Genomic DNA, 16,408 nt, shown 5'->3' on the forward strand with positions numbered 1-16,408 from the left:
CTACATGAGTGTAGAAGAACATGAATGAATGGAGAGAACGCCCCATGGTGTTCAAGCGTCTGCTCGGCTCGCTCGGCGTGGGCGGTCCCGCCGTGGACACGGTCCTCGACCCGGGCCCGGTGACACCGGGCGGTGTCCTCGGCGGACAGGTCCATCTGAAGGGCGGCGACGCCGACTTCACCGTCGAGCACCTCACCCTGGAGCTCCTCGCCCGGGTCGAGGCCGAGCACGAGGACGGCGAGTCCGAGGGCACGATGGTCTTCCACCGGCACACCGTGGGCGGCGCGTTCCGCCTGGCCGCGGGGGAGGCACACAGCATCCCCTTCTCCCTCCCGGTGCCGTGGGAGACACCGATCACCGAGCTGTACGGCCAGGGCCTCGGCATCGTGCTCGGCGTGCGCACCGAGCTGGGCCTGGCCGGCGCCCGGGACAAGGGCGACCTCGACCCGCTCACCGTCCGCCCGCTGCCCGCCCAGGAGGCGATCCTGGAGGCGCTCGGACAGCTCGGCTTCGGCTTCAGGTCCGCCGACCTCGAACGCGGCCACATCGGCGGCACCGGCCAGCAGCTGCCCTTCTACCAGGAGATCGAGCTCACCCCGGCGCCCCGGTACGCCCACCAGGTGAACGAGATCGAGCTGACGTTCCTGGCCGGACCGGCCGGCCTGGAGGTCGTCCTGGAAGCCGACAAGCGCGGCGGCCCGTTCTCCGGCTCCCACGACGCCCTCAGCCGCTTCACCGTCTCCCACCACGACGTCGGCCGCGTCGACTGGAACGCCGAGGTCGAGGGCTGGATCCGCGGGCTCGTCGAGCACCGCGCCGGGTACGCCACGCAGGGCGGGTATCCCGGCCACGACGCCTACGCCCACCACGACGCGCACGGCCCGGCGCACCACGACGCGTACGGCCACGGCGACTCCCACGGACACCGCTCGGGGCCCGGGATGGGGACCGTCGTCGCCGCGGGGGCCGCGGGACTCGCCGTCGGCGTGGTCGGCGGCATGGTCGCGGCGGAAGTCGTCGACGAGGTCGGGGACTTCTTCGAGGGCGACGACGAGGAGGACGGCGGCGACGGCGGCGACGAGGACTGACCCCGCGAGGCGGCGCCGGCGGCGGCCCTAGACTGGGCGGTCTTCGGGCGTACGGGGAACGGGAGAGCGACGGTGGCGGCAGACGTGGGTGGTTTCACGGACCCTCCCGCCGAGGTGCTGGCCGAGGCGGCCGCCGCCTTCGGACTGCTCTCCTCACCCTCACGCCTGCACATCGTGTGGGCCCTCGCCCAGGGCGAGAGCGACGTCACCGGCCTCGCGGACCGGGTGGGCGGCGCGCTGCCCGCGGTCAGCCAGCACCTGACCAAGCTCAAGCTGGCCGGCCTGGTGCGCTCGCGCCGCGAGGGCCGCCGCCAGGTCTACTTCGTCGACGACCCCGAAGTGGTGACCGTGGTCCGCGTGATGGTCGGCCAGCTCACCGCGCGCGCCGACCGGACCCCCACGCCCGCGCGCCGCAGCGGCTTCGGTGCCTGAGACGGCTGCCGGACCGGACGCCCCTGGCGCGCTCACCGCGCTCCAGGTGCTGCGCGAGCTGGACAGCGGACCGCGCGGCCTGACCGACGCCGAGGCCGAGCGGCGCCTCGCCCGGTACGGGGAGAACGTCCTGCCCGCCCTGCGGCCGGTCTCCTGGACCCGCCGGTTCCTGCGCAGCCCGCGCGACCCGTTCACCGCGGTCCTGCTCTGCCTCGGACTGGTCTCGGTGGCCGTCGCCGCCTGGGGCACCGGGACCGTGATCCTCCTCCTGGTCGTGGTCAGCTGCCTGCTGCGCTCCTCCGGCGAGCACCGCGCCGACCACGCCATGGCCGCCCTGCGCGACGCGGTGGCCGCCACCGCGACCGTGCTGCGCCGCCCCGAACCCGACGGACCCCCTCCCCGGCCGCGCGAGATCCCGGCCACGGAGCTGGTCCCCGGCGACATCGTCCGGCTCGGCCCGGGAGACCTGGTGCCCGCCGACGTACGGCTGCTACGGGCCGGCGGCCTGCGCCTGCACGAGGCCGCGCTCACCGGCGAGTCGGCACCCGTGGCGAAACACCCCGTCGACGTCCCCGGCCCGCGCGAGGCCGCGCGCGCCGGGCCCTTCGCCCAGCCCCACCTGTGCTTCCTCGGCAGCAGCGTGGCGTACGGCAGCGCCACCGCCGTCGTCGTCGCCACCGGCGCCCGGACCCGCTTCGCCGCCGCCCACGGAACGCCCGGGCGCCGCCGGGACAGCGCCTTCGACCAGGCGGTCCACGGCATCTCCTGGACCCTGATCCGCTTCATGCTGCTGACCCCGCCGCTGGTGCTCATGGCCGGTGCCGCCCTCCACGGGCGCGGCCTGGAGACCCTGCCCTTCGCCGTCGCCGTGGCGGTCGGCCTCACCCCCGAGATGCTGCCCGTCGTCGTCACCACCGTCCTCGCCCGCGGCGCCGCGCGGCTCGCCCGCGACCACAAGGTGATCGTCAAACGCCTGCCCGCGCTCCACGACCTCGGTGCCGTCGACGTCCTGTGCCTGGACAAGACCGGCACCCTGACCCAGGACCGGCCGGTCGTCGTCCGCGCCGTCGACGCGCACGGCCGGGACGCCCCCGACGTACTGCGCTGGGCCGCCGTCAACGCCTGGTGGACGCTCCAGCTCGCCGAACTGCCCACCCCCGACGCCCTCGACGAAGCGGTCCTGGAGGCGGCGGCCCTCGCCGGGACCGGGGCGGGGGAGCCGCGCGACTCCGAGGGGACCACCGCGGCCGGTGAGCCGGCGGACGCCGACGACCGGGACCCGCACGCCTGCGACGGCGTCGCCGCCCTCCCCTTCGACCCGGTCCGCCGCCTCGCGACCGCCGTGGTCCGCCGCCCCGGCCGCCTCGGCACGCACACCCTGGTCGTGAAGGGCGCCGTCGAGAACGTCCTGGAGCGCTGCGCCCTGGACACCGCCGAGCGGGAACGCCTCCTCGCCCTCGCCGCGCGCGAGGCGGCCACCGGCGCCCGCCTCCTCGCCCTGGCCCTCGCCGAACGTCCGGCCGGCGCCCGGGAGTACACGCCGGCCGACGAACGCGGGCTCGCCTTCCTCGGGTTCGTCGTCCTGCGCGACGCCCTCGCCCCCACCGCCGCGCGCGCCCTCGCCGGTCTCGCCGCCCGAGGGGTGGGCGTACGGATCCTGACCGGCGACCACCCGGGCACGGCCGCCCACACCTGCCGCGAACTCGGACTCGACCCCGGCCGGGTGCTCACCGCCGAGGACCTGGACCGCCTGGACGACGCCGGACTCGCCGAGGCCGCCCGGCACACCACCGTCTTCGCGCGCTGCGCCCCCGAGCACAAGGCCCGCGTCGTCACCGCGCTCCGCGCCGGCGGGCACGTCACCGGATTCCTCGGCGACGGCGTCAACGACGTCCCCGCCCTGCGCGCCGCAGACGTCGGCCTCTGCCCCACCGGCGCCGTCGACGTGGTCAGGGACACCGCGGACGTGGTCCTCGCCGAGAAGGACCTGGCCGCCGTCGACCACGCCATCGCCGTCGGCCGGCACGGCGGCGGGAACATCGCCTCCTACCTGCACATCACCCTGTCGTCGAACCTCGGCAACGTCCTCGCGATGCTCGCCGCCGCGCTCCTGCTGCCGTTCCTGCCGATGCTCCCCGCCCAGGTCCTCGTGCAGAACCTGTGCTTCGACGCCGCCCAGCTCGCCTTCGCCTACGACCGCCCGGCGCCGGTGGTCCCGGACGTCCCCACCCGGCTGCGGCACCGCGGGTTCCTGCGCTCCATCACCGGCTTCGGACTGCTCAACGCCGTCGCCGACGTGGCCATCTTCGCCGTGCTCCTGGGCACCACCCACGCCTCGGCCGACCCGCAGGGCGCCTTCCACGCGGGCTGGTTCACCGAGAACCTGCTCACCCAGGCCCTGGTGATGCTCCTGCTGCGCGGCTCCGCACCGGGCCCGGTCCGCCACGCGGCGGCCGCGCTCGCCGTCATCGGCCTCCTGCTGCCGCTGTCCCCCCTCGGCCCCCCGCTGGCCATGGCCCCGCTGTCCGCGCCGTACTACCTGCTGCTCGCGGCCGTCCTCGCGCTGTACGCGCCGGCGCTCCGCGCCGCGAGGTCCCGCTACGACCGGCGCCGCGCCGCGCCCACCGGGTGAGCCGGGGGGCACCGGCTAGGGGCTGGCCGGGTCGTACCCGTACCGCAGGAGCCCCTCCCCGGTGCTCCCGTCGAGCCGGTAGACGTACAGCGCCTCGACCCGCACCTCGCTCCCGGCCCCCTCGGCCGGGCACGGGCAGGTCACCTGCAGCACGGGCGGCCGGTCGGCGGCCACCGTCACCCGCGTCCCGTCCGCCGGGCCGCCCAGGAGCACGGCGTCCTGGCGGTCCGTCATGTCACTCGTCCCCATGAGACAACTTTAAAGGTTGCGCAAGTCCTGAAGTATCGTGAGCTCCGTCACGGCGGGTCGAGTTGTACAGTTGCGCAATACTGCAAACGTCAGGCTCGACAGGGAGAGTGACCGAGTGCTCCGCAACGCACTGGAACCGTGGCATCTGCTGCTGGTGGCGATCGCGTTCATCGCGCTGTTCGGATCGAAGCGACTGCCGGACACCGCGCGGTCCCTGGGCAAGTCCCTCCGCATCCTCAAGAGCGAGACGCGGGCGATGCGTTCCGACGGCGCGGAGCCGGACGCCACGGTGCCGGCGCCCCCGCCCTCCGCCCCGTCCGGGTCGGCCGACTCGCGCGCACAGGGCGGGGCGTAGGGCTATTCGTTGACGAGGACCGGCACGGAGAGCACCGCGGCCGCGGGCGTTCCGTGCAGGTCCTTCGCGGGGACCGTGAAGTCGATGCCCGCGCCCGCCGTCCGCCGCCCGTGACCGCCGCCCTTCTCGCCCTCGTGGTCCTCCCCGTAGGTGAAGACCCCCGAGCCGAGGAGCCGGCCGTCGGCGTCGTAGAAGGCGGCGCGCACCTCCAGGGCGATCACGTCGCTGACGTCGGAGGTGATCGCCAGGTGCCCGGCCACCCCCCGCCGGTCGCGCAGCGCGAGTCGAGTGAAGCGCACGCGGTCCGTGAAGGGGCCGTCCTCGACGCGTACGTCACCCCGCTCGGGCCGGGCGGAGAGGGTGGGCGCCGGGGCCGGGGCGGTACGCGGGGCGGGCAGCGTGGCGGAGGGCGCCGGGGCCGACGCGGCGGCCGGCCGGGCGCCGTCGTCGGAGCGTCCGCCGTCGCCGGAGGCGCCGCAGCCGGTGAGCGCGGCGAGGGCGGTGACGGTGGCGATCAGGGTCACGGTCGCGGCCGAGGTGCGCGTTCTCATCCGTCGTCTCTCCAGTGGGGCGCGGGAGGTGAAGGGTGTCGTGAGGGGGCCGGACCCGCGCGGTCCGGCCCCCTCACGGGCGGTGCGGGTCAGTGACCGCGGGGAGCGGCACCGAAGAGCGAGCGGTACATCTTGCCGTACAGCTCGACGTTGTTCTGGCTGGCGGCGAACCGCCCGCCGCCCGGGCCGTAGGCGTAGATCGGGACGTCGGCGCCGGTGTGGTTGCCCGACAGGTAGGACAGCCACAGGCTCGCCTCGGGGCTGCCGTCGCGGACGTCCGCCGGGTCGTCGGGGGTGCGGAAGGTCGCCGGGCCGAAGTTCTTCGGGTCGTTCGCGCCGGCGCCGTTGACGATGCCGGGGGAGCGGACCGGGTCCTTGGCGCCGGACGAGGGGCGCGACGGCGTCGAGTTGTTCGCCGGGTTGCCCCCGTCGGTGTTGGCCGGCGGGGCGACGGCCTCGGCGTTGGTGTACGAGCCCTTCTCGATGATGTTGAAGCCGGCACACTCGTGGTCGGCGGTCACGACGACCAGGGTGTGGCCGTCCTTCCGCGCGAAGTCGACCGCTTCCCGCACGGCGTCGTCGAACGCCTTGATCTCGCCGAGCGTCTGCGCCGCGTCGTTGGCGTGCGAGCGCTTGTCGATCTGGGCGCCCTCGACCTGGAGCAGGAAGCCCTTCCTGGAGCGCCCGTCGAGCAGGGACAGCGACTTCCTGGTCATCTCGGCCAGGGTCGGCTCCTGCCGCTGCGGCGCGTCGGCCGGCAGCGTGGCCTTGGCCTGCTCGACGGTCAGGTTGCCGCGGTTGAACAGGCCGACGACCTTGCCGCGCCGGACGCCCGCCAGGTCGGCCTTGGTGGCGACCTTCTGGGTAGCGGCGGTCTGCGCGGGCAGCGCCGGGTCACCGAAGCTGCCGAGGACCTGGTAGCCCTGCGCCCGCAGCGCCTCCTGGTCGTCCGGCTCGAAGCGGGACAGGCCGCCGCCGAGGATGACGTCGGCCGTGCCGTTGCGGGCGATCTGCTCGGCGATCGGCGTGATCAGCGTCCGGTCGGCCGGCTTGTCCTCGAAGCCGCCGTCCGCCTTCTTCGGCAGGCAGGAGGCGTCCGAGTAGACCGGTCCCTGGCAGCCGCGCAGCAGCGCGTGGCTGAACTGGGCGGCCGGGGTCGCGTCCGTGATCTCGGCGGTGGACACGTTGCCGGTGGCGAAGCCGGCCCGGTGGGCCTGCTCCATCAGGGTCGCGACGCGCTTCTCGTACGCGTCGACGCCGATGGCGGCGTTGTACGTCTTGACGCCGGACGACCAGGCGGTGGCGGAGCTGGCGGAGTCGGTCACCAGCGCCGGACGGTCGCTGTCCTTCTCCACCGCGTACGTGGCGACGGCGCCGTAGTTCGGCAGCCGCTCCATGTTCAGCTTGCCCGCCGCGCCGTAGTAGCGCTCGCGGGCGGCGGTGACATGGGTGCGGCCCATGCCGTCGCCGAGCAGGTAGATGACGTTGCGTATCTCCTGGTGCCGCTCCTCGTGGTGCGGCGCGGAGTGGGCGGTGACGGCGGCGCCGGCCGTCACCGCGCCGGTCACGCCGAGCACCATCAGGGTCCTCATGCCTCTGCGCATGTGAGAGCTGCCTCCTCGGGCAAGGTCGTCGACCGCGCCCGTCCGTCCCCCACGAGGCCGTGCGCGTACCCGGTTCCCCGGGCGTTGTGAGGCTAGGGACGGCCGGTGTACGAACCGCGGATTCCGGATGACGTACGGGCCAACGCCGACCGGATGGTGGCAGGCGGCCCGGAATCGCCCGCCGTGCCCCGGCCCCCGCCCCGGGCGTCCTCGCCGGTCCGGGAAGAATCCTTTTCTCATGGTGTGGTGCATTCGGGTGAATCCTGACGATCTTGGTCCTTCCGGGTGCTTAGGATCCCTCGTTGTGACAGACAGTCAGTACGCCTTGCCGGCCCACGACTCGGCCGATGTGGTGATCCTCGGGGCCGGCCCCGCCGGGCTCGTCCTGGGCAACCTCCTCCTCCGCGCCGGCATCGACTGCGCCCTGCTGGAACGGTCCGGCCGCGCCTCCGTGGAGAACCGGGCGCGGGCGGGCTTCCTCGCGGCGAACACCGTGCGGATCCTCGCCCGCAACGGCCTGGACGACGGACTGCGCCGGAACGGACAGGAGCACCGCGTCTGCGAGTTCCGCACCGACGACGGGCGCTTCCGCCTCGACTACGGGCGCCTCGGCACCGGGGAGCCGCACACCGTCTACCCCCAGCACGAGCTGGTCACCGACCTGTTGGCCCGGTTCCTCGACGCCGGAGGACGGATCCGCTTCGACACCGAGGCGATCGCCGTGTCCGACGCGGACGGCCCCACGCCCTCGGTGACCGTACGGGAATCCGACGGGCGCCCCGGACGCTGGCGGGCCCGGTACGTCGCCGCCTGCGACGGACGGCACGGCGCGGGACGCCGCTCGGTCCCGCCCGGCGCGGTCCGCCACTACCGCCGCGACCACGGCGTGTCCTGGCTGGGCCTGCTCGCCGAGGCGCCGCCCAGCCTGGACGCCGTGGGCTACGCGCTCCACCCGCGCGGCTACGCCGGGCACATGGCCCGTTCGGCCGGCATCACCCGCTACTACCTCCAGTGCGCGCGGGGCACCCGGGCCGACGCCTGGAGCGACGACCGGGTCTGGGACGAACTCGACCTGCGCATGCGCGCGGCCCAGTACGGCACCCTGTCCCGCGGGCGGTTCGCGCAACGCGCCGTCGTCGACCTCGGATCCGATGTGCTCGAACCCCTGCGCCACGGGGCGCTGTTCCTCGTGGGCGACGCGGCGGCGCTGATCAGCCCGTCGGCCGCCAAGGGCGCCAACCTGGCCGTCCTGGAGGCCGAGATCCTGGCCCGGGCCCTGACCGCCGCCCTGCACGGCGGCGACCCGGCGCCCCTCGACGCCTACTCGGACCGGTGCCTGGCGCACATCTGGCGCGCGCAGGAGTTCTCGCACTGGATGATCCGCCTCCTGCACGAGACCCCGGACCCCGAGGGCCCCTCGCCCTTCCAGGAGCGCCTCCGCCGGTCCCGGATCGGCGCGCTGCGCGACTCGCCGGCCCAGCAGGACTGGTTCGCCGAGAACTACGTGGGGGTCTGACGGCGCCCGGCCGCCGGCCGAATCCCCTCCCCTCCCCGTGACGGCCCTCTCCTTCCAGGAGCCGTCAACTCCCCGCCCCCGCGCCCACCTTCCTCCCCGGCGCCAGCCCGGGCATCCAGACACGGACAGGCCATGCACTCCAGACTTCCCTCCACCATGCCCTCCACCACGCCCATGCCCATGCCCGCGCCTATGCCCGCGCCCGCGCCCGCGATGACGGTGAACGCCGTGGACGACGCGGACAGGCTCGGCGCGACGGCCGCCTTCGTCCGGGAACAGGACACCTCCGTCCTCCTCTCGCGGGTGCTCCCCGGCCTCGACGGCCCGGAACTACGGGCGTTGACGGACCGGTGCTCCTTCGCGCACGCCGCCGTGCTCGTTTTCCCGCCCGACGAGGGCACCCTGCGGGCGCAGTTGAGCGCGTGCGGCCTCGCCTCGGACGTGTCGGCGCAGCCCAGCGTCGTCGTCCGGGAACGCCTCGCCGCCCGCCACCACCGCAATCCCGCCGATCTTGACGTAAGGATTCTCCGGCCCACGGTCCACGGTCCGGCCGGGGAGCGCCGCGCCGTCGAGGTGTTCGCGCTGACCGTGCCACCGGACTCGGGGCTGCACGGCATCGCCACCGACGAACGGCGCCTGGACCGCGAGGCGCACCTCGCCTTCGACGTCGAACGGCCCGACCCGCTGGTGCTGCGCGGGCTGCTCGCCGGCTTCGCGCGGCACGGCGCGGTCGCCGACGGCGGCGGCTACAACCCGCACGAGGACGGCACCGTCTTCTACTTCGGCGCCCCCGCCGACACCAAGACGGAGTTCCCGCGCGTCGAGCTGTACGCGCGGGGCGACCACCGCGAGGTACTGGCCGAGCACCTCGGCCGCCCCCTCGCCGAGGGGCCGGCACGGCCGCCGCGGCCGTCCGGTGATCCGGAGGCGGCGGAGGCGCTGCTGCGCATGCTGACCGGCGCCTGGACCACCCAGGCCCTCGCGGCGTGCGCGCGGCTGCGGCTGCCGGAGGTCATGCACCGCCACACCGGCGCCGGGGTCCAGGAGCTGGCCCGCGCCGTCGACGCGCACCCGCGGAGCCTGGCGACGCTGCTGCGGTACCTCGCCATGCTGGGCGTGGTCGCCGAAGGGCCGGACGGTTTCCGCCTCACCGGCGTCGGCGCCCTGCTGGCGGCGGAGGCCCCGGGCTCGATGCGGCCCCTGGCACTGATGTACGGCGGACCCTTCTACCAGTCCTTCGCCCACCTGACCCACACCGTACGCAGCGGCGAACCCGCCTTCGACCACTTCTACGGCGAGAACCACTTCGACCACTTCGCGGGCGACCCCGAACTCGCCGCCCTCTTCGACCAGTCCATGGTGTCGAGCGCCCCCATCTTCGATCCGCTGCCCGCCCACCCCGTCCTCGCCGCCGCGGCGACCGCCCCGGGCGCGCCCCGTACCGTCGTCGACATCGCCGGCGGCACCGGGGAGCTCCTCGGCCGCATCCTCACCGCGCACCCCACCCTGCGCGGCGTCCTCCTCGAACGCCCGCAGGTCCTCGCCGCGGCCCGCGCCCAGCTCGGGGCCACCGGGGCGGGGGAGCGGTGCGCCTACCAGGCGGGCGACTTCGCGGACGTCCCCCCGGACGGCGACGTGTACGTGCTCTCCCGCGTCCTGCACGACTGGGACGACGCCCGCTGCCGGAGCATCCTGCGTTCCTGCGCCGAGGCCATGCCCCGGGACGCGGACCTCCTCGTCGTCGAACGCCTCCTGCCGGCCGATGGAGGCTCCTCGCTCGCCACGGCGTGGGACCTCCACATGATGTGCAACACCGGCGGCCGTGAGCGGACCGCCGACCACTACGCCCGCCTGTTCGAGGACTGCGGCCTCGCCCTGGTCGGACACACCCCGCTCGCCCTCGGCGCCCACACCCTGCACGCCCGCAGGGCCTGACCCGCCCGCCAGGCGGTGCCCGGGGGAGTCCTCCCCAGGCACCGCCGACCGACCGGCCGGCCGGCCGCCAGGTCGCCGACGCGCATCCCGAGGTGCCCCCGCCTACCGTGGAGGGTGGGAGTCGACCCTTCGGAGGGACCGCTGTCATGAGTGGCGCCGTGGACAAGGCCAAGGGCAGGCTCAAGGAGCTCGCCGGGAAGATCACCGGTCATGAGCGCCTTGAGGCCGAGGGCAGGACCGACCAGGCGAGGGTCAAGATCCGCGAGAAGGCGCAGAGCGTCCGCCGCCGGGCCGAGGGCGTCATGGACTCCTTCAGGCACGACCGCTCGTGACCCGACCGGACCGCGTGCCCGCCCCGGCCCTTCGGCCCCCGGGCCGCCGCTAGGCGACGAAGAAGTCCTCGGGCGCGTCGTCCAGGACGAACCCGTTGTCGAGACGGACGCGGACCGTGACGCGGAGCCGCTGCCGCTGGTAGGCGGTCCACTCGGGTTCCAGTGCGGCGACCTGCTCCTCCAGCTGGGACCTGCTGGCCGGGGGCATCTGGTGCCCGAAGGAGTCGAGCAGCGACTTCAGGCGCAGGTACTCGGTGACCTCGTGGCCCTGCTCCTTGTCGTGCGCGTCGACGCGCTCGACGGTGCCCTCGACGCCCGCCGCCAGGGCCAGCGAGGCGCCGCCGAAGCCGGTCTCCTCGGGGGACTCCCGGTCCGCCGGGGCCACCGACCCGTTCAACGCCAGCTCTCTCGCCAGCCGGACCCGCTGGCCCACGTTCAGCTTCATCGATCCTTCGTCTTCCTCGTCGGACGGGACCAGGATCATCCCATCCGCCACGCGTCGCCGACCCACCCGCCGCCCGCCGCCCACGTTGACGTGGTGGCCCGTGTGGGTAGGCCCGCTCGTGGTGCGCACCCCATGGACGCACCCCACGACGGAAGGGGCACGGAATGGACCAGGACGGTACGCGGGGGAGGCCGGTGTCGGCGGCGGAGCTGTTCGACGGGCTCGGGATCGCCTACGAGCACGCCTTCGTCCGGCTGCCGGCCCAGCTGCGGGCGGTCGAATGGCTCACCGCACGGCTGGCGGAGGGAGCCAGGGTGCTGGACGTCGGCAGCGGTACCGGGCGCCCGGTGGCCGACCTCCTGGCGCGGGCCGGCTGCGAGGTGACCGGCATCGACGTGTCCGGCGCGATGGTCGCGCTCGCGCGCACCCAGGTGCCGGGGGCCCGGTTCGAGCAGTGCGACGTGCGCGCCTACGACGCCCCCGAGGGCGGCTTCGACGCGGTGTGCGCGTTCTTCCCGCTGCTGATGATGAGCCGGGCCGAGGCCGCCGCCTGCCTGAAGCGCATGGCCGGCTGGCTGGCCCCCGGCGGCTTCCTGGTGACGGCGACCGTGCCCGCCGACGTGGAGGACGTGGAGATCGTCTGGATGGGGCGGACGGTCCGGGTCTCCAGCTTCTCCGCCGAGGAGTACCTGCGCCTCCAACGGGAGGACTGCGGACTCGACGTGCTCCACGACGAGGTGTCGGTCTTCGCCCCGGACGACGACCGCGCGGCCCCCGAGGAACACCTCTTCACCTACGCCCGCCGCCGCCCGCTCCTCCCGGCCGAGGCGACGACGACGGGCTGACGACGCGACGCCGGGCCGACGGGGCGACGGCGGGCCGACGACGCGACGGCAGGCCGACGGGCCGACGGGCCCGCGGGTCGGTGCGCCCCGGAGGGCTCGCCCCGGTCCGCGTACGCCTGTTCGGGCCTCGTACCCTGGCCAGGCCCGTCATCCGGGCACCGCCGATGCGTACGCCCCGGCCCGGCCCGGCTGCCGTGCCGCCTGCCGCCGCGTCGACTCGTCTATCCGAGGAGAGTCTTGCCCAGACTTCGTCGCGGCCTCGCGGCTGCCATCGCCCTGACGTCGATGATCGTGCTGCCGCCCGGTGCGTCGGCCGTGGCCGAGGACGCCGGCGTCACGGCGCAGCACCTGCCGTTGGGGCCCGCCGACCTGGAAACGGTCGCGGAGCCCGCCCAGGACGTGGCGCCCGGGATCACGTACCAGACGTTCAGTCAGGGCCGGCCGTCCGACCTGTGGTCCGTGGAGCTGGAGATCGACTGGCCGGGCGGCAAGAGCTGGCGGGTCGGCAACCGGACGTACGCCGACGCGATGGTGGCCGACCTGGCCGACAAGGGCTTCGCCGGCCGGGTCGACACCCGGCAGGTGCCCGTCCTGACGGGCGGCGGCGTCTCCCTGCCGCAGAACGCGGTGCGCGTCGGACGGTTCGACGCCGGCGACCAGGCGGGCGCCACCCGGCTGAAGGGCTGGCTGGAGACGTCCGGCTACTCCGCCCGTACCGTCTACACGGCCCAGGACGGCGCTCCGAGCACCGGACCGTGGCAGGTGCGGGTCGTCAAGGTCGACCCCACCGCGAACGTCGCCTTCAAGGCGGTGCACGGACAGGACGTCAGCACGGCGCAGACGGTCCGCGACATGGCCACGGCGGCCGGTGCCCTGGTCGCGGTCAACGGATCCGAGTTCGACATCGACTCGCCGACCAACCCCAACTACTCCGGCTTCGGCGGGGACCCGGAAGGGCTCTACGTCACGGGCAACAACCTCCTCAGCGAGGCCAACAACGGGCGCACCGCCCTCCTCCTGGAGGGCGCGGGAGCCCGGGTCCGCGTCGACGAGGTGACCTCCAGGACCCAGGTGACCGCCGCCGACGGCCAGGTGCGCCAGATCGACGGCATCAACCGCGTGCCCGGCCGGATCCGCGGCTGCGGCGGCATCGGCGCGGACCACCGCCTCGACGGCAAGGGCACCGACCCGGAGACCAGGCCGTGGCGCGGGGCCCTCTGCGTCGACGCCGACGAAGTCGTCGTCTTCCGGCCCGAGTGGGGCACCACGACCCCGCGCCCGGATGCCGCCGAGAACGTCGACGTCGTCATGGACGGCAACTGGAAGGTCACCGAGATCCGGGCGGCCGGCGGCCCCATCCCCGCGGGCAGCAGGATCCTCCAGGGCATCGGCGCCGGGGCGGCCTGGCTGCGCGCCCACGCGGCCGTCGGCGCGAGCTTCAAGCCCGGCACCTCCATCACCGACTCGCAGGGGAAGTCGGTGACCGGCCCGGCCTTCTCGGCGGTCGCGGGCGGCGGCCCCGCCCTGGTCCGCGACGGCGAGGTCCTGATCAACACGGTGGCCAACGGCATGCACGACCCCGTGTGGGGCACCGCGAGCAGCGCCGTCGTCGAGCGCCACCCCCGCACCCTCGCCGGGGTCACGGCGGCCGGCGAACTGCTCCTGGTCACCATCGACGGGCGCGACCCCGCGACCAGCGTCGGCGTCACGGCCCAGGAGGCCGCCGAGGCCATGAAGTGGCTCGGCGCCGAGGACGCGCTCAGCCTGGGCGTCGGCGGCGACACCACCCTCGTCACCAAGGGGGCCCTCGCCAACCGCCCGATGGACAGCTGGACCGCGACCGGCCCGATGGAACGCAAGGTCGGCAACGCCGTCGTCGTCGTGAACAAGTAGGCGGACGGGCCTCGGAGGAGGCCCATGTCCCCAAGCGTCGAAAGGGGTGAGCCCCCGGTGCCCGAGGGCACCGGGGGCTCACCCCTCGAAGGACGGTCAGGCCGTGCCCCGTCTCCCCGGGATCATCCGAAGGACTTGATGCCGGCCCAGTTCACCGAGAGGACCGTCTTGACGGCACCTCCGGTGTTGGTGGTGCTGGGGTGGTAGATCTTCATCGTTCCGTCGACGCCGGAGCGGACCCAGAGGTCGGGGATCTTGTCGCCGTTGACGTCGGGGATGCCGATGACCGCGGTGATGTTGGTGGTCGTCCAGTTGGTGCCGTACGAGGTGTCGACACCCTGGCGGGAGGCCGCGGCGGTCTTCAGCGAGTCGATGTCGACGCTGCCGGCCACCGGGCCGGGCTTGCCGTGGCGGATGTAGATGGTGCCGGAGTCGAGGCTGCGCCAGAGCAGGTCGGGCGTGTTGTCGAGGTCGATGTCGGCGATGTTGACGATGTCACGGGGGGCCCAGGCGGTGCCCTCCATGAGGGTGGCGGTCTGGAAGGTCGCTCCGGTGTAGCCGGACAGGATCCAGAACTGGGTGCCGGTGGTGACCGCGACGTCGGGCAGCTTGTCGCCGGTGATGTCTCCGACCGCCTTCATCTCCGTCCACGTCGACGGCGCGGGCGTGTTGGAGGGAAGGCGGATCTTCAGCCGGTCGTCGACGTTGAACGTGCCGTAGCCGTCGCCCGGGTAGAGGTAGAAGGTGCCGTCGGGGTCCACGGCGAACAGGTCGGTGGAGCCGTCGCCGGGGTAGACGTCGGCGTAGTGGCTGATCAGCGCGGCCTTGGTGCCGTTCCACCACGGGGCCTTCGGCGCGAGGACCGGCTTGCCGTCGTCGCCCATGGTGTAGGAGCCGGTCAGACCGGCGTACAGCTCTCCGTCCGGGGAACCGGGGTAGGAGAAGAAGTTGCCGTTGGCGTCGATGAGCATCAGGTCGGCGATGCCGTCGCCACCGACGTCACCGGGTCCGTCCGCGGAGTCGCGCGGCGGGATGTAGGTGGCGTAGTCGGTGCGGGCGCTGACGTTGCCGAGCGCGTCGAGCGCGAACAGGTGCAGCCAGTTCGGGCCCGCGTGCGGCGGCTTGAGACCGGTGAAGGTGTAGGCGCCGTTGACGGCGGTGACGTCCGTGTAGGACATGCCCTCCCAGCCCCAGCGGAACTTCGCCGCGCCGGGCGAGGTGACGGTGAGGTCACCGGTGCCGCCGAACTTCACCGTGGCCCAGGTGGCGCCGTCGGCGGTGGCGCGCTTGAACGGGGTGGTGTCCTCGTCGACGGTGGGCGGCGGCGGGGCCGAACCGTCGACGGTGAGGAGGCAGTCCTCGGTGGTGTTGGGCGGGAAGTACGAGGAGGCGGCGCCGACGCTGTCCTCGGCACGCACGGCCCAGTGGTAGGTGGCCTTGTCCTCCAGCGTGGTCGACGGGATCGTCGTCGAGGCCCAGCCGGAGACCGGGGTGACGAGCGTGCCGGCCGGGACGGCGGTGCCCGCCTTCCAGAACTTGAAGCGCAGGCCCTTGAGGTTGCCGTCGTTGTCGGTGGCGTACGCCTTCAGGACGATGTTGGTCTTGCCGACCGTGACACCGGCGCCCGGGCCGACCACGCAGGCGCCACCGGGGTTGGAGGTGCCGCTGGTGGGCTCGTTCGGCGGCGTGTTGTAGTCCACCTCCAGCGTCGCGGAGGTGGCACGGAACTTGCGCCAGGTCTGCGTGTCCGACTCGCTCGTGGCCCGCATGCCGAAGGTGATGTTCGACCAGCCGGCGTCCGCGCCCTTCTGGGCGGCGGCGACGACGGCGGAGTTGTTGAACGTCTCGTAGTCGTCCGGGCAGGACGTGGAGGACCAGCCGTGCGCGAAGGACTTGGACTGCAGGTGTGTCGTCCAGGACGGCTGCGCGTTCCACGTCGTACCGGAGGAGATGCCGCCGGTCAGGTAGAACTTGAACTCGCGGGTGGTGCAGGACCACGAGTGGTTGTTGAGCACCTTGAAGGCCGCCGAGGTGATGGTGGCGCCCTTCATCTTGGTGTCGAAGCCCATGCGCCAGAAGGAGCGGCCCAGACCGCCGGTGTCCGACTCGTAGCCCACGCGGGCGTCGGAGGTGCCGGAGGAGAAGTTGGTGCCGTTGTAGAAGCTGGAGTTCGGGTACGGCCGGTACGCCGTGGTCCAGGCCTGCCAGCCGGAGTTCATGGTCGGGTCGACGAAGACGGGGTACGTGACGCCGTCACGGGCGAGCAGGCCCGATGCGGCGACGTCCAGCGCGAGGCGCGCGGTCCCGGTCCCGTCACCCGCCAGTTCGACGGGCAGCTGGGCGGACTTGGCGCGCGGCTCGATGCCGGTCAGGCCGGACAGCTTGAGCACCTCGGCGGGCGTGCCCGTCGCGGTGCGGTTCGGGGTGCCGACGGGCAGCTCGGGGTCGCGGCCGCTGGAGTCCCAGGCGAAGGGGGTCGGGATGGAGCCGACCTCCTTGCCGGCCTTGTCGAGGACGAGGACGCGGTTGGC

General features: G+C 73.9%; 14 protein-coding genes. 9 read left to right on the forward strand and 5 right to left on the reverse strand.

Going from position 1 to position 16,408, the window contains the following annotated elements:
• The first annotated feature begins 44 nt into the window (after positions 1-44).
• The 3 genes from AB0Q96_RS30815 (at position 45) to mgtA (ending at position 4,152) form a co-directional block, all read left to right on the forward strand.
• A complete protein-coding gene (locus AB0Q96_RS30815) occupies positions 45-1,088 on the forward strand; it encodes a sporulation protein (RefSeq protein ID WP_365331148.1) in 1,044 nt (347 codons plus the stop codon).
• A gap of 72 nt (positions 1,089-1,160) precedes the next feature.
• Positions 1,161-1,520 carry a metalloregulator ArsR/SmtB family transcription factor gene (locus tag AB0Q96_RS30820; RefSeq protein WP_365331150.1) on the forward strand — a complete coding sequence of 120 codons (360 nt, stop codon included), beginning with the start codon at positions 1,161-1,163 and terminating at the stop codon, positions 1,518-1,520.
• Positions 1,513-4,152 carry a magnesium-translocating P-type ATPase gene (mgtA, locus tag AB0Q96_RS30825; RefSeq protein ID WP_365331152.1) on the forward strand — a complete coding sequence of 880 codons (2,640 nt, stop codon included), beginning with the start codon at positions 1,513-1,515 and terminating at the stop codon, positions 4,150-4,152. The genes AB0Q96_RS30820 and mgtA overlap by 8 nt, the downstream gene beginning before the upstream one ends.
• Positions 4,153-4,167: 15 nt before the next feature.
• Here mgtA and AB0Q96_RS30830 read toward each other — a convergent pair whose 3' ends face one another.
• The gene (locus AB0Q96_RS30830) at positions 4,168-4,401 is read right to left on the reverse strand and encodes a hypothetical protein (protein ID WP_365331154.1); all 234 of its coding nucleotides are present in this window, start codon (positions 4,399-4,401) and stop codon (positions 4,168-4,170) included.
• A 115-nt stretch (positions 4,402-4,516) separates the two neighbouring features.
• Between AB0Q96_RS30830 and tatA the strand changes: the two genes are divergently transcribed.
• Positions 4,517-4,756, forward strand: coding sequence for a Sec-independent protein translocase subunit TatA (gene tatA / locus AB0Q96_RS30835; RefSeq protein ID WP_365331156.1), 240 nt, complete (start codon positions 4,517-4,519; stop codon positions 4,754-4,756).
• A 2-nt stretch (positions 4,757-4,758) separates the two neighbouring features.
• Here tatA and AB0Q96_RS30840 read toward each other — a convergent pair whose 3' ends face one another.
• Together AB0Q96_RS30840 and AB0Q96_RS30845 are read right to left on the reverse strand one after the other, a co-directional pair.
• Positions 4,759-5,307: a hypothetical protein gene (locus AB0Q96_RS30840; RefSeq protein WP_365331158.1), complete on the reverse strand. Its 549-nt coding sequence runs from the start codon at positions 5,305-5,307 to the stop codon at positions 4,759-4,761.
• An 89-nt stretch (positions 5,308-5,396) separates the two neighbouring features.
• The gene (locus AB0Q96_RS30845) at positions 5,397-6,911 is read right to left on the reverse strand and encodes an alkaline phosphatase (RefSeq protein WP_365331160.1); all 1,515 of its coding nucleotides are present in this window, start codon (positions 6,909-6,911) and stop codon (positions 5,397-5,399) included.
• Between the two features lie 349 nt (positions 6,912-7,260).
• On the opposite strand from AB0Q96_RS30845, the gene AB0Q96_RS30850 reads away from it, so the two are divergent.
• From AB0Q96_RS30850 to AB0Q96_RS30860, 3 genes are all read left to right on the forward strand, one after another.
• Entirely contained in the window at positions 7,261-8,427 is a 1,167-nt protein-coding gene (locus tag AB0Q96_RS30850) for a 4-hydroxybenzoate 3-monooxygenase (protein WP_365331190.1), read from the forward strand.
• A 132-nt stretch (positions 8,428-8,559) separates the two neighbouring features.
• On the forward strand, positions 8,560-10,362 hold the full coding sequence (locus AB0Q96_RS30855) for a methyltransferase (protein ID WP_365331162.1): 1,803 nt from the start codon (positions 8,560-8,562) through the stop codon (positions 10,360-10,362).
• A 146-nt stretch (positions 10,363-10,508) separates the two neighbouring features.
• A complete protein-coding gene (locus AB0Q96_RS30860; RefSeq protein ID WP_365331164.1) occupies positions 10,509-10,694 on the forward strand; it encodes a CsbD family protein in 186 nt (61 codons plus the stop codon).
• A 49-nt stretch (positions 10,695-10,743) separates the two neighbouring features.
• Here AB0Q96_RS30860 and AB0Q96_RS30865 read toward each other — a convergent pair whose 3' ends face one another.
• On the reverse strand, positions 10,744-11,139 hold the full coding sequence (locus AB0Q96_RS30865; protein ID WP_365331166.1) for a hypothetical protein: 396 nt from the start codon (positions 11,137-11,139) through the stop codon (positions 10,744-10,746).
• 164 nt (positions 11,140-11,303) lie between these two features.
• Here AB0Q96_RS30865 and AB0Q96_RS30870 point away from each other — a divergent pair, with 164 nt between their 5' ends.
• Together AB0Q96_RS30870 and AB0Q96_RS30875 are read left to right on the forward strand one after the other, a co-directional pair.
• A complete protein-coding gene (locus AB0Q96_RS30870; RefSeq protein WP_365331168.1) occupies positions 11,304-11,984 on the forward strand; it encodes a methyltransferase domain-containing protein in 681 nt (226 codons plus the stop codon).
• Positions 11,985-12,221: 237 nt separating this feature from the next.
• Positions 12,222-13,877 (forward strand): phosphodiester glycosidase family protein, encoded by a 1,656-nt coding sequence (locus AB0Q96_RS30875; protein ID WP_365331170.1) that lies wholly within the window; start codon positions 12,222-12,224, stop codon positions 13,875-13,877.
• Positions 13,878-13,999: 122 nt separating this feature from the next.
• On the opposite strand, the gene AB0Q96_RS30880 is transcribed toward AB0Q96_RS30875, so the two are convergent.
• A partial coding sequence (locus AB0Q96_RS30880; RefSeq protein WP_365331172.1) for a hypothetical protein occupies positions 14,000-16,408 on the reverse strand: 2,409 nt, incomplete at its 5' end.

This window comes from Streptomyces sp. NPDC093111 (assembly GCF_040683955.1).
Taxonomy (GTDB): Bacteria; Actinomycetota; Actinomycetes; order Streptomycetales; family Streptomycetaceae; genus Streptomyces.